The 13,201-nt window shown below is 71.8% G+C and carries 9 protein-coding genes; 5 read left to right on the forward strand and 4 right to left on the reverse strand.

The features are described 5' to 3' along the window. Positions 1-544: 544 nt before the first annotated feature. The 4 genes from FB470_RS30270 (at position 545) to glgB (ending at position 8,000) form a co-directional block, all read left to right on the forward strand. On the forward strand, positions 545-2,524 hold the full coding sequence (locus FB470_RS30270) for an alpha-1,4-glucan--maltose-1-phosphate maltosyltransferase (RefSeq protein WP_306996983.1): 1,980 nt from the start codon (positions 545-547) through the stop codon (positions 2,522-2,524). A 91-nt stretch (positions 2,525-2,615) separates the two neighbouring features. Then, positions 2,616-4,427, forward strand: a complete 1,812-nt coding sequence (treS, locus tag FB470_RS30275) for a maltose alpha-D-glucosyltransferase (RefSeq protein WP_306996985.1) — start codon at positions 2,616-2,618, stop codon at positions 4,425-4,427. A 1-nt stretch (position 4,428) separates the two neighbouring features. Next, a complete protein-coding gene (locus FB470_RS30280; protein WP_306996987.1) occupies positions 4,429-5,817 on the forward strand; it encodes a maltokinase N-terminal cap-like domain-containing protein in 1,389 nt (462 codons plus the stop codon). Continuing rightward, the gene (glgB, locus tag FB470_RS30285) at positions 5,814-8,000 is read left to right on the forward strand and encodes a 1,4-alpha-glucan branching protein GlgB (RefSeq protein ID WP_306996989.1); all 2,187 of its coding nucleotides are present in this window, start codon (positions 5,814-5,816) and stop codon (positions 7,998-8,000) included. Before FB470_RS30280 ends, glgB begins: the two co-directional genes overlap by 4 nt. Before the next feature lie 69 nt (positions 8,001-8,069). On the opposite strand, the gene FB470_RS30290 is transcribed toward glgB, so the two are convergent. After that, the gene (locus tag FB470_RS30290) at positions 8,070-8,813 is read right to left on the reverse strand and encodes a TetR family transcriptional regulator (RefSeq protein ID WP_306996991.1); all 744 of its coding nucleotides are present in this window, start codon (positions 8,811-8,813) and stop codon (positions 8,070-8,072) included. A 122-nt stretch (positions 8,814-8,935) separates the two neighbouring features. Here FB470_RS30290 and FB470_RS30295 point away from each other — a divergent pair, with 122 nt between their 5' ends. Continuing rightward, positions 8,936-9,388: a hypothetical protein gene (locus FB470_RS30295; RefSeq protein WP_306996992.1), complete on the forward strand. Its 453-nt coding sequence runs from the start codon at positions 8,936-8,938 to the stop codon at positions 9,386-9,388. A 538-nt stretch (positions 9,389-9,926) separates the two neighbouring features. Here FB470_RS30295 and FB470_RS30300 read toward each other — a convergent pair. The 3 genes from FB470_RS30300 to FB470_RS30310 form a co-directional block, all read right to left on the reverse strand. Beyond that, entirely contained in the window at positions 9,927-11,192 is a 1,266-nt protein-coding gene (locus FB470_RS30300) for an FAD-binding oxidoreductase (protein ID WP_306996994.1), read from the reverse strand. A 79-nt stretch (positions 11,193-11,271) separates the two neighbouring features. Beyond that, positions 11,272-11,589: a nuclear transport factor 2 family protein gene (locus FB470_RS30305; RefSeq protein WP_306996996.1), complete on the reverse strand. Its 318-nt coding sequence runs from the start codon at positions 11,587-11,589 to the stop codon at positions 11,272-11,274. A 10-nt stretch (positions 11,590-11,599) separates the two neighbouring features. Beyond that, entirely contained in the window at positions 11,600-13,165 is a 1,566-nt protein-coding gene (locus tag FB470_RS30310; protein ID WP_306999562.1) for a PucR family transcriptional regulator, read from the reverse strand. Positions 13,166-13,201: the final 36 nt, after the last annotated feature.

Raw genomic sequence — 13,201 nt, forward strand, 5'->3', positions numbered from 1 at the left:
CGCGTTCCGCCGCCACGCTCCGGGCACGCCTCCGCCCCGCCGGACCTTCCGAACCTCCCCCGCACCCGCCGCATCCCGGGACGCGCCCCCGCCCCGCCGAACCTTCCGAACTTCCCCACACCCGCCGCACCCCGGGGCACGCCTCCCGCCGCCGCGCTCCGGGCACGCACCCGCCGGACCTTCCGCCAATCCCGGCAGCATCCGCAAACCCGGTTACCCGCCAGTACGCCCACCGGCCCGAATCCCGCGGAGCGGCAAGCCCTTTCAAGCTGACGCCCGTTGGAGTTACCCGGCTTGCCTGAACGCCGTCGAAGGGCCGAAAGTGCACTCCGGAAGGCCCCGGAGCGAACCGGGCCGTGACGCCTGGGTTACCAGTCGATGACCACACTGGACACACGTGGCCCCCCGACGGAAAGTGGCACCCGAGGCGGTAGTTTGCGCACGTTCGCGGCTGGGTACTTCCTTTCGAAGACCTGCACGTCCCCCACCGGGTCGTCGGGTGAGGCTGCACTACCACACAACTCGGGTGAGAGGGGCTCTGCCGATGACCGGCCGGCTCGGCATCGACGACGTGACCCCAGCGGTCAGCTGTGGCCACTACCCGGCCAAGGCCGTGGTGGGGGAACACGTTCCGATCTCGGCGACGGTCTGGCGGGAGGGTCACGACGCGGTCGCCGCCACCGTCTCCTGGCGCGGCCCGCACGACCGGATCTCCCGCCGCACCCGGATGGCCGAGCAGGGCACCGGTCTGGACCGCTTCGGCGCGGTCATCGTCCCCGACGCCGAGGGCCTGTGGACCTTCCGCGTGGACGCGTGGAGCGATCCCTGGTCGACCTGGAAGCACACGGTCAAGGTCAAGGTGGCCGCCGGCCAGGACGCCGAAGAGCTCGCCAACGACCTGGAGGCCGGCGCGCGCCTGCTGGACCGCGTCTCCCGCCGCCCGGACCGCCGCCGCGAGCGGGCCCTGCTCGCCAGCGCGGCGCACGCCCTGCGCGACACCGACCGCTACCTGTCCGAACGGGTCGGCCCGGCGCTGTCCGACGACGTCGAGCGGATCATGCACGAGTACCCGGTGCGCGAGCTCGTCACCAAGGGCAAGCCGATGCGCATCTGGGTCGACCGCGAACGCGCCGCGTACGGCTCCTGGTACGAGTTCTTCCCGCGCTCCACCGGCGGGGTCGACGCCGAGGGCCGCCCGGTGCACGGCACCTTCGCCACCGCCGCGAAGGCACTGGACCGCATCGCCCGCATGGGGTTCGACGTCGTCTACCTGCCCCCGATTCACCCGATCGGCCGGGTGAACCGCAAGGGCCGCAACAACACGCTCACCCCGGACGAGACCGACGTCGGCTCGCCGTGGGCGATCGGCGCCGACGAGGGCGGCCACGACGCCGTCCACCCGCAGCTGGGCACCATCGACGACTTCGACGACTTCGTGGCCCGCGCGCACGAGCTCGGCCTGGAGGTCGCCCTCGACCTCGCGCTGCAGGCCGCGCCCGACCACCCGTGGGTGCTCAAGAACCCGGAGTTCTTCACCACCCGCCCGGACGGTTCCATCGCCTACGCCGAGAACCCGCCCAAGAAGTACCAGGACATCTACCCCCTCAACTTCGACAACGACCCCGAGGGCATCTACGCCGAGGTGCTGCGGGTCGTGCTGCACTGGGTCTCGCACGGGGTGCGCATCTTCCGGGTCGACAACCCGCACACCAAGCCGCCGGACTTCTGGGCGTGGCTGATCAAGACCGTGAAGGACGCGCACCCGGACGTGCTGTTCCTGTCCGAGGCCTTCACGCGCCCGGCGCGGCTGTGGGGCCTGGCCAAGCTCGGTTTCACCCAGTCCTACACGTACTTCACCTGGCGCACGACCAAGGAGGAGCTGATCGAGTTCGGCGTCGACCTGGTCGAGCACTGGGACACGGGCCGCCCGAACCTGTTCGTCAACACGCCGGACATCCTCCACGAGTCGCTGCAGAAGGGCGGCCCGGGCATGTTCGCGCTGCGCGCCGCGCTGGCCGCCACGATGTCGCCGACGTGGGGCGTCTACTCCGGCTACGAGCTGTACGAGAACCAGCCGGTGCGCGAGGGCAGCGAGGAGTACCTCCACTCGGAGAAGTACGAGCTGCGCCCGCGCGACTTCGAGAAGGCGCTCGCCGAGGGCCGCTCGCTGGAGCCGTGGCTGACCAGGCTCAACGCGATGCGGCGCGCCCATCCGGCCCTGCAGCAGATGCGCACGCTGCGGTTCCACCACGTGGACAACCCGGCGCTGCTGGCGTATTCCAAGCAGGATCCGGCGACGGGCGACACCGTCGTCGTGGTGGTGACCCTGGACCCGCACCAGGCCCAGGAGGGGACCCTCTGGCTCGACCTGCCCTCGCTCGGTTTCGACTGGCACGAGCGGCTGATCGCGCACGACGAGGTCACCGGCGAGACCTGGGACTGGGGCCAGGCCAACTTCGTGCGTCTCGAACCCTGGCGATCGGTCGCGCACGTGGTGGGCGTGCAACGGCGGCTGGCCGGCTGACGCCACAACAGATGTTGTCCCGCAACCCCGCGCACCGACCGGCGCCGGGGTGATCGAACGCACCCGGATGAGGTGGGGAGAGGTGGAGTTCATGGACGAAGACGCCCGGCCCGACTCGGCACTCGGGCTGGAGGGCATCCCGCACACCGGTGAGGCGATGACTCCGGACGGGATGCTCGTCGAGCCGCAGGCCGAGGACTTCAAGCACGCGAAACAGGCCCCGGACAACCCGCTGTGGTACAAGGGCGCCGTCTTCTACGAGGTGCTGGTGCGCGCCTTCCGCGACTCCAACGGCGACGGCACCGGTGATCTGCGCGGTCTGGCGAGCCGGCTCGACTACGTCGAATGGCTCGGCGTCGACTGCCTCTGGCTGCCGCCCTTCTACGCCTCGCCGCTGCGCGACGGCGGTTACGACATCAGCGACTTCCGCGCGGTGCTGCCCGAGTTCGGCACCGTCGAGGACTTCGTCTACCTGCTCGACGAAGCCCACCGGCGCGGCATCCGGGTGATCACCGACCTCGTCCTCAACCACACCTCCGACCTGCACCCGTGGTTCCAGCAGTCCCGCTCGGACCCGGACGGCCCCTACGGTGACTACTACGTCTGGAGCGACGACGACTCGCGCTACTCCGACGCCCGCATCATCTTCGTCGACACCGAGACCTCCAACTGGACCTACGACCCGGTGCGCGGGCAGTTCTACTGGCACCGCTTCTTCTCCCACCAGCCCGACCTCAACTACGAGAACCCGGACGTGCAGGAGGCCATGCTCGACGTCCTGCGGTTCTGGCTGGACCTGGGCATCGACGGGTTCCGCCTGGACGCGGTCCCCTACCTGTTCGAACAGGAGGGCACCAACTGCGAGAACCTGCCCCGCACGCACGAGTTCCTCAAGCGCTGCCGCAAGGTCGTCGACGACGAGTACCCGGGCCGGGTTCTGCTGGCCGAGGCCAACCAGTGGCCCTCCGACGTGGTCGAGTACTTCGGCGACCCGGCCACCGGCGGCGACGAGTGCCACATGGCGTTCCACTTCCCGCTGATGCCGCGCATCTTCATGGCCGTGCGGCGGGAGTCCCGCTTCCCGATCTCGGAGATCCTGGCGCAGACGCCGAAGATCCCCGACGGCGCCCAGTGGGGGATCTTCCTGCGCAACCACGACGAGCTGACCCTGGAGATGGTCAGCGACGAAGAACGCGACTACATGTACGCGGAGTACGCCAAGGATCCGCGGATGAAGGCCAACATCGGCATCCGCCGCCGTCTGGCGCCGCTGCTGGAGAACGACCGCAACCAGCTCGAGCTGTTCACGGCTTTGCTGCTTTCGCTGCCCGGCTCACCCGTTCTGTACTACGGTGACGAGATCGGAATGGGCGACAACATCTGGCTGGGTGACCGCGACGCGGTGCGCACACCCATGCAGTGGACGCCCGATCGCAACGCCGGTTTCTCGGGTTGCGACCCGGGCCGGATCTACCTGCCGGTGATCATGGACCCGGTGTACGGGTACCAGGCGATCAACGTCGAGGCCCAGCGGGACAGCGCGTCGTCGCTGCTCAACTGGACCCGGCGGATGATCGAGGTCCGCAAGCAGCACCACGCGTTCGCCGAGGGCGACTTCGTCGAGCTCGGCGGGTCGAACCCGAGCGTGCTGGCGTACAAGCGCACCTGGATCCGGCCGGACGGGCGGCTCGACATCGTCCTGTGTGTGAACAATCTGTCGCGATTCCCGCAACCGGTCGAGCTGGACCTGTCGGAACACCACGGCTACACGCCCCTCGAGCTCACCGGCGGTGTGCAGTTCCCCGACATCGGGGAACTGCCGTACCTGCTGACGTTGCCCGGGCACGGCTTCTACTGGTTCCAGCTGCTGGACGCGGACGCGAAGGCGAGGCGAGGTGAGTGACTTGACCGATCCCCGTGACCTGGTCGGTGCGCTGGTGACCGAACTCCCGGAGTGGCTGCCCACGCAGCGGTGGTTCGCCGGGAAGGACCGGCCGGTCACCGCGGTCCGCCCGCTCAGCACGACGGTCCTGCTGGAGGGCGACCCGCTCCTGCTCCACCTCGTCGTCGAAGTGGAGCAGGACGACCGTCGCGAGCCGTACCAGCTGCTGATCGGCAGCCAGGCGCACCTGCCGGAGTACCTCGGCTCCAGCTGGATCGGCACCGAGCGCGGCCTGCCCTGCTACGAGGCCGCCGGCGACGCCGACCTCACGGGCACGCTGCTGGACCTCATCGTCGAGGACGCGCGGATCGGGTCGCTGCGGTTCGCCCGCGAACCCGGCGCGCAGGTGCGCGGCGGGCTGCGGGCACGGCCGGTGACCGCCGAGCAGAGCAACACCTCGCTGGTGTTCGGCCACCACTACATCCTCAAGCTGTTCCGCAAGCTCACCCCGGGCGAGAACCCGGACCTGCGGCTGCACCGCGCGCTGCACGGGGTGGGCTGCACGCACATCGCGGAGCTGCTCGGCTCGATCACCGGGGACCTCGGCGGCGAGCCGGCCACGATCGGGATGCTGCAGAAGTTCGTGCCCGACGCGGTGGACGGCTGGGCCATGGCCACCACCAGCGTCCGCGATCTCATGGCCGATCCCGAGCTGCCCCCCGACGAGGTGGGCGGCGATTTCGCCGGGGAGGCGCAGCGGCTCGGCCAGGCTGTCGCCTCCGTGCACTCCGACCTGCGGCGGGCCCTCGGCGACGAAATCGCCGACGAGGGCGAGTTCGACCGCACGGTCAAGGCGATGCGGGATCGTCTGGACACCGTGATCCGCGCGGTGCCCGCACTGGCCGAGCACGCCACCGCGCTGCGGGCCGCGTTCGACAAGGTGCGTGAAGCCCGTGGACCGGTGTCCATGCAGTACATCCACGGCGACCTGCACCTGGGGCAGGTGCTGCGCACGGTCACCGGATGGCTGCTGATCGATTTCGAGGGCGAGCCGGCCGCGCCGGCGGCCGAACGGGTCGCGCTGCGCTCGCCGTTGCGCGACGTCGCCGGGATGCTGCGCTCGTTCGACTACGCCGCGCACCAGATGCTCATCGGTCAGGACGGCGACCCGAAGCTCACCGAGCGGGCGCTGGAGTGGGCGCGGCGCAACCGGTCGGCGTTCTGCGACGGCTACGCCAAGGCGGCGCCGGACACGGTCGGCGACCCGCGCGGGCACGCGGACCTGTTGCGCGCCTTCGAGCTCGACAAGGCCGTCTACGAAGTGGCCTACGAACACGCCAACCGGCCGGAGTGGCTGACCGTGCCGCTGACGTCCATCGCCCGGATCACCGCAGGAGGCGAACAACCGTGAACGCGGTCCCAGCCGAACTGCCGGACGCGGCCCCGCCGCCCGGCGACATCGACCGGCTGCTGGCCGGCTCGCACCACGACCCGCACTCGGTCCTCGGTGTGCACACCGTGGGTGAGACGGTGGTGGTGCGCGCCTTGCGGCCCGGCGCACGCCGGGTCACCGTGGTCGCCGCCGACCACAAGTTCGACCTCGACCGCGTCGTCGACGGGCTGTGGGCCGGCTCGGTGCCCGAGCACCCCGGCGACTACCGGCTCGAGGTCGACTACGACGGGCACGTGTGCACGATCGACGACCCGTACCGGTGGCTGCCCACGGTCGGGGAGCTCGACCAGCACCTGATCGGCGAGGGCAGGCACGAGCGGTTGTGGGACGTGCTCGGCGCCCACCCGCGCTCCTACGAAACGCCCAACGGGGTCGTCACCGGCACCTCGTTCGCCGTGTGGGCGCCCACCGCGCGCGGGGTGCGGGTGATCGGCGACTTCAACGGGTGGGACGGCCGGTCGCACCCGATGCGCTCGCTCGGCTCCTCCGGGGTGTGGGAGCTCTTCATCCCCGGCGTGGAGATCGGGACGCACTACAAGTTCCGCATCCTCGGCGCCGACGGCAACTGGCACGAGAAGGCCGATCCGATGGCGTTCGCGACGGAGAAGCCGCCCGCGACCGCGTCGGTGGTCACCGCGTCGGCCTACGAGTGGTCCGACGACGCGTGGCTGGCCCAGCGCGACGCGACGAACTGGGCCAACGCGCCGATGAGCGTCTACGAGGTGCACCTCGGGTCGTGGCGGCCCGGCCTGGATTACCGGGAGCTGGCCGAGGCGCTCGCGGACTACGTCCAGGACATGGGTTTCACCCACGTCGAGCTGCTGCCGATCGCCGAGCACCCGTTCGGCGGGTCGTGGGGCTACCAGGTCACCTCCTACTACGCACCGACCGCGCGGTTCGGGCACCCGGACGACTTCCGGTACTTCGTGGACCGGCTGCACCAGCGCGGCATCGGGGTGATCGTGGACTGGGTGCCCGCCCACTTCCCGAAGGACAACTGGGCGCTGGCCCGCTTCGACGGCACGCCGCTGTACGAGCACCCCGACCCGCGCCGCGGCGAGCAGCCGGACTGGGGCACCTACGTGTTCGACTTCGGCCGCAACGAGGTCCGCAACTTCCTGGTCGCCAACGCCCTGTTCTGGCTGGAGGAGTACCACCTGGACGGTCTGCGCGTGGACGCGGTGGCGTCGATGCTGTACCTGGACTACTCGCGGCCCGAGGGCCAGTGGGTGCCCAACTCCTACGGCGGGCGTGAAAACCTGGACGCGGTGCGGTTCCTCCAGGAACTCAACGCCACCGTCTACAAGCGACACCCGGGCGCGGTGATGATCGCCGAGGAGTCGACCGCCTGGCCCGGTGTCACCCGGCCGACGCACCTGGGCGGGCTCGGGTTCGGGTTCAAGTGGAACATGGGCTGGATGCACGACACGCTGCACTACCTGGCCCACGACCCGGTGTACCGGTCCTACCACCACAACGAGATGACCTTCTCGCTGGTGTACGCGTGGAGCGAGAACTTCGTGCTGCCGCTGTCGCACGACGAGGTGGTGCACGGCAAGGGTTCGCTGTGGGGGCGCATGCCCGGCGACGACTGGAACAAGGCGGCCGGGGTGCGGTCGCTGCTGGCGTTCATGTGGGCGCACCCGGGTAAGCAGCTGCTGTTCATGGGCGGCGAGTTCGGCCAGGAGCAGGAGTGGTCGGAGGAGCGGTCGCTGGACTGGCACCTGCTGGACCAGCCGCTGCACGCCGGGATCCAGAAACTGCTGCGGGACCTCAACGGGGTGTACGCCTCGACGCCGGCGTTGTTCAGCGCGGACACCACGCCGGAGGGCTTCGCGTGGATCGACGCGAACGACTCGGGCGGCAACGTGGTGAGCTTCCTGCGCATCGGCGAGGACGGGTCGCGGCTGGCGTGCGTGGCGAACTTCGCCGGCATGCCGCACCACGACTACCGCGTGGGCCTGCCGGTGGCCGGCCGGTGGCGCGAGGTGGTCAACACCGACGCCGGGATCTACGGCGGGTCCGGCGTGGGCAACTACGGCGCGGTGGAGGCCGAACTGGAGCCCTGGCACGGGCAGCCGGCGTCCGCGGTGCTGCAGCTCCCGCCGAACGGGGTGCTCTGGCTGACCCCGGACGAGTGAGCCGGACCACGATCACCAGCACTAATGGCACGGGGTGCCACTCCTCCCGGAGTGGCACCCCGTGCCGTTTCAGTCCTCGGACCGCAGCGCCCGGCTGATCTGCCGGACCACTTCGGACAACGGCGCGGAAGCTTTGAGCACGGCGATCACCGCCTCGTCGTCGCCGGTGTCCCGCGGGGGTCCGGTCGTGTCGCCGAAGGCGTCGATGACCAGTGCGAAGGCTTCCTTGGCGTGGGCGTGGGCGTCCTCGGCGCCGCCGCTGCGCAGCCACCGCCGCAGCACGTGGTTGTGCGCCGCCGCGACGGCCGCCGCCGCCACCGAGCCGCGCAGGTCCCACAGCGGATCGCCGGCCGCCTGGAACCGCGCGCGCAGGTACGTCGCGAGCACGCGCTGGTAGCGGTCGACGCTCGCGACCTCCTTGTCCCGCAACGAGGGCACGGTGCGGGTCAGCGCGAAGCGCTTGACCGAGACGTCCGGGTCGGCGAGGTAGGAGTCGAGCACCAGACCCACGCCCGCGCAGGCCACCTCGAGGGGGTTCTGCCGGTCGTCCGCGCTGGCGAACAGCTGCTCGATGCGGACCAGGACCTCCTCGTGGTTGGGGAAGATCGCGTCCTCCTTGGACCGGAAGTACCGGAAGAAGGTGCGCCGGCCGACCCCGGCGGCCGAGGCGATCTCGTCCACCGTCGTGGCGTCGTACCCCTGCTCCGAGAACTTCTCGATCGCCGCGACGGTGAGGGCGTGGCGCAGCCGCCGGCGGCCCGCGGTGGTCCTGCCCACCCGCGGCCGCGGCGCGGGCCGGGACTCGTCGGACATGAGGACGAACCTAACAGGCCGGACTTGCTAAGGGCACGCAGTGCCATTAGCATCACAGTCATCCACCACCGCTTCGGGCACTGCCGCTCTGGTGCCCCACCTCACCGGGAAGGGGACCGGCCATGAGTGTCGATCACGACCTGGGCACCAAGCGCCCGGGTACCACGCCGATGGACTACCGCCGCGTGTTCGGCTGGCCGGTCCACTGGCAGAACGGCTCCCTCAATTTCGTGATCGGGGCCGGGATCGGCGCCGTCGCGGTGCCGCGGGCCCGGGCCGAGCAGGTGCTGGAGCACCTGACGCGGCAGGGTTGCCGCGGGCCGGCGCTGAGTGTGCCCACCAAGCACGGTTCGGTGGTGATCTTCCTCGTCGAGGCCGACATCCTGGGCAGCGACGCCGAGTTCCTGCCGCGCGACGTGCGGGTGCTGACGGCCGGCACCTCGGTGCCGATGCCGGGCACCCACGGCCCGGCCGACCTGGCGCGCTGGATCGTGCCGCCGGACCCGCAGCAGCGGTGGCTGCCGAGCCTGACGGCGGTCCTGGCCGCCATCCGGTCCGCGGGCCGCTACCGCTGACGAACGCGGCCCGCGCGGCGGCGCGCCCCCGGCGGCGCGAGCTCCGCAGGATCTGACAACACCCGCGGCCGACTCCCGCTCCGGGGCATGTTGCGGTTGCGGCGGCACGAGGTCCGGCGCGCCCATCGAAACAACCTCACCGGGGCGGCGGCCCGCTCCCGGGGGCGATGTTGCGGTTGCAGCGGAACAGGTTCCCAGGGTCACCCTCGGGCCGCCCGGACCGCGGCCCGCGCCGACGTGAGGATCCGGTTCCGGCGGCGTGAAGTCCGGGGCGCCCATCGAAACACCCTCGCCCCACCCGGGCCCCGGCCCGCGCCGACGCGAAGGCCCGATTGCGGCGGCGCGAGGTCCGGCGCACCCATCGAAACAACCCCACCCCACCCGAGGCGCCGCCCGCGCCGGAACGAGGGTCCGGTTGCGGCGGCGCGAGGTCCCGGGGGCGCCCACCGAAACACCCTTACCCGGGCGGCAGCCCGCGCGGGGGCGATTTTCAGCGGCAGCGAAACAGGTTCCCCGAGGCCACCCTCGGCGCCCACCCTCACCCCACCCGGGCCGCGGCCCGCGCGGGGGCGATGTTGCGGTTGAAACGGAACAGGTTGCGCGGATCGTGGCGGGCCTTGAGGGTGGCCAGGCGCTCGTAGAGTTCCGGCTCGTAACCCGCCCGGGTCTGAGCCTCGCTCGCCGTGTCGGCGCCGCCGTACAGGAACGCCAGGTTGTGGCCCGTCGTCCAGGGCGCGAGGTCCCGCGCGACCCTCTCGTGCACGTCCCGGTCGTCCGGGCCCGAGATCACCCGCACCGCGTAGCGCGCCGCCCGGTGGCCGACCATCGCCGGGCCCGGACGGCCCATCGCACCGCCCAGGTGGCGGATGTCGACCACCGCACCGACCCCGGCCACGGCCTCCAGCGCTTCCGGCGCCAGGTCGCGCAGCAGGTGGTTCGTCGCCCGGTAGGCGTGCGGCTCGTCCGGATCACGGTGGATCGACGACGTCTCCGCGTACGGCATCGTCCGCACCGTGTCGCTCAACCGCTCCCCCACCGCGCGCAACGGAGCCACCAGCCCCGCGTCGTGCACCAGCGACGCCACCCGCACCGACGCGATCCGCCCGGCGGGCCCCGGCACCAGCGTCACCGACGAGGTCACCTCCTCCCGCAGCGACTCCGTCCACTCGCGCCACACCTCCAGCACCCGCGGGACCAACGGCGCGGCGAACACCAGCTGCCCGCCGAACACCGCCGGCACCTCCACCAGATCCACCTCGAGCGCGGTCACGACCCCGAAGTTCCCGCCGCTGCCCAGCACGGCGCCGAACAGCTCGTCGCCCGGCGCCAGACAACGCGACAGCCCGTCCGCGGTGACGATCTCGACGCGCCGCACGTGGTCGGCGGCGAACCCGAACCTCCGCCCCAGCAACCCGACTCCCCCGCCGAGCGTGTACCCGGCCACCCCGACCGACGGCGACGACCCATTCAGCGGCGCCAGGCCGTGCGCGGCCGCCGCTTCCACGAGCGCACCCGCCCGCACACCGGCCCCGACCCGGGCCGTCCGGCGCACCGGATCCACGTGCAGTTCCGTCAGCCGCCGCGTGCTGATGAGAACCCCGCCGTCGGCGGGGACCGACAACCCGTGCCCGGTCGCCTGCACCGCGACGGGCAGGTCCCGTTCCGCCGCGTGGACGACCGCACGCCGGACGTCCCCGGCGTCGCGCGCCGGAACGACCACCGCGGGCCGGTGCCGGTAGGCCGTCTGAAAACCGCGGACCTCGTCGTCGTAGCCGTCGTCGGCCCGTGTGAGCATCTCCACCATGCCCCCAGCCTCGGCCAGTGCGGGCCAGAAGTCCAAGAGCTGCTGGGTCTGCTGACCAGAACCAGCCGTTATGGCACGGTCAGCGGATGCGCAGCCGGGCGATGCGGTCGTCCCGCACGACGAACTCGAACGTCCCCGGTCCGTTGAAGCCGTTGCCGCTGACCTGCAACGTGACCGTCGTGGTGTCGCCGCTGGTCCGGGAGCCGGTGACGTCGAAGTGGGCCTGGACGCCGATGTTCTCCCGGTCGTTCCAGCCGGCGAGCTCGTCGCGGCCGGTGAAGGTGCGGCCCCAGTCGTCGACCTGACCGTCCTCGGTGAAGGCGTCGAGGAACGCCTCGCTGTCGCCGCGGTTGGTGGCGTCGAACATCCGCCGGACGGCGGCGGGCAGGTCCGTCATGGAACCCAGCCTATACGCCGGGCGGCAGCCTGAGCTGCAACGACGCGAACAGCCGCACCAGCGGATCGCCGAGGTCGATCCCGGCCACCTCCGCCGCGCGGCGCACCCGGTACCGCAGCGTGTTCGGGTGCACGTGCAGGCGGGCCGCGGCCGGCCGGACGTCCCCCAGGGCGTCCAGGTAGGCCAGCAGTGACACGGCCAGGTCCGGATGCCGCGATCGCAACGCCGTCAGGCGGGGGTCGCGCAGCCGGGGCTGCTCGGCCAGCATCGCGAGCGTCTCGCTGACCAGCACCTGGGAGCGCACGTCGGCCAGGGTCGCGACCTCCAGGTCGAGCCCGCGCGCCATCGCGTCCAGCACCCGGTCCGCCTCCTGGCGCGAGACGCCGACGTCCTCCACCCCCGCCACGACGCACCCGACCGCGGCCCGCACCCGGGTCCGCGCGGCCGCCACCATCTCGCGGGTCAGCTCGAGCAGCGCCGGTTCCCCGTTCGGCGGCAGGTCGGGCAGGAAGGCGTACGTCCGGTCGCCGAGCTGGGTCACCAGCGCGCTGCGCCGGTAGGCCGCCGCGTGCACGGAGATCACCGCGGCCAGCGCGGCGCGGCGCAGTTCCAGCTCCGTCCGGTCCGCCGGCTCGGCCTCGCGCGGGGCGAACGCCACGACCGCGGCCGGTTTGGCCGGGTCGGCGCCGATCTGCCGCGCCACCGAAACCGGGTCGCTGCGCCCGTCGAGCATCCCGGCCAGCAGGTTCTCCCGGAACCGGGTGCCGGCCGCGCTGGGCTGCCGCACCAGGTGCAGTGCCGCGACGCGCGCGGCACCGACCAGCGCCTGCTCGGCCCGCTCGGCCAGCGGCGTCGCGCCCTGCTGCACCCAGATCGACCCGAGCGGCCGCCCGCCCGCGTGCACCCCGACCGCGAGCCGCGTGCGGATGCCCAGGTCGGGGCGTTCCTCGATGCGCACCACCTCTTCGGTGGCCCGCAGCCGCCGGTAGACACCCCACTCGTGCAGCATCGCCAGGTACGGCGCGGGCCCCTGCCTGCCCAGGATCGACAACCGCCGCAGCTCGTCCACCTCGTCGTCGGAGCGGGAGTAGGCCAGGACCCGGCTCGCGGTGTCCTCGATGCTCACGATCCCGCCGGTCAGCTCGGCGATCGTCTGGGCCAGCGAGAACAGGTCGCCGAGCGTCTCCCCCGCGTCCTCGTCCGCCGCGCCCCGCGCCGATTCCAGCACCCCGCGCACCAGCGTCGCCAGCTGCTCCCACCGCACGTCGGGCGCGACGGCGAGCAGCGCGATCCCGGCATCGGTGGCCGCCGACCGCAGCAGGGGCAACGCGGAGTCGGACTCGACCTTGACCGCCGCCGCGGCCGCGCCCTGCCGGCCCGCGGCCCGGATCAACGGCACCGCTGCCCGGCCGCGCGCCCCGATCACCAGCGCCAGGTCGCCGGGCCGCACCTCGGGCGGGTCATCCGGTTCGATCACCACGACGTCGGTGATCTCGCCCTCCAGCCCGTCCGGTGCGACCTCCACCTCGACCAGCGGATCGCCCAGCGCGATGAGGATCTGCCGCAGGCTCACGATCTTGTCCAATCAGCCAATCGAGGGCTCGAAGCTTAG

It is taken from the genome of Amycolatopsis thermophila, from assembly GCF_030814215.1.
GTDB classification, from domain to species: domain Bacteria; phylum Actinomycetota; class Actinomycetes; order Mycobacteriales; family Pseudonocardiaceae; genus Amycolatopsis_E; species Amycolatopsis_E thermophila.

Coding starts and splice junctions, on each gene's coding strand:
- FB470_RS30270 (WP_306996983.1), top strand. CDS start 545: ATGACCGGCCGGCTCGGCATCGACGACGTGACCCCAGCGGTCAGCTGT.
- treS (WP_306996985.1), top strand. CDS start 2,616: ATGGACGAAGACGCCCGGCCCGACTCGGCACTCGGGCTGGAGGGCATC.
- FB470_RS30290 (WP_306996991.1), bottom strand. CDS start 8,813: ATGTCCGACGAGTCCCGGCCCGCGCCGCGGCCGCGGGTGGGCAGGACC.
- FB470_RS30295 (WP_306996992.1), top strand. CDS start 8,936: ATGAGTGTCGATCACGACCTGGGCACCAAGCGCCCGGGTACCACGCCG.
- FB470_RS30300 (WP_306996994.1), bottom strand. CDS start 11,192: ATGGTGGAGATGCTCACACGGGCCGACGACGGCTACGACGACGAGGTC.
- FB470_RS30305 (WP_306996996.1), bottom strand. CDS start 11,589: ATGACGGACCTGCCCGCCGCCGTCCGGCGGATGTTCGACGCCACCAAC.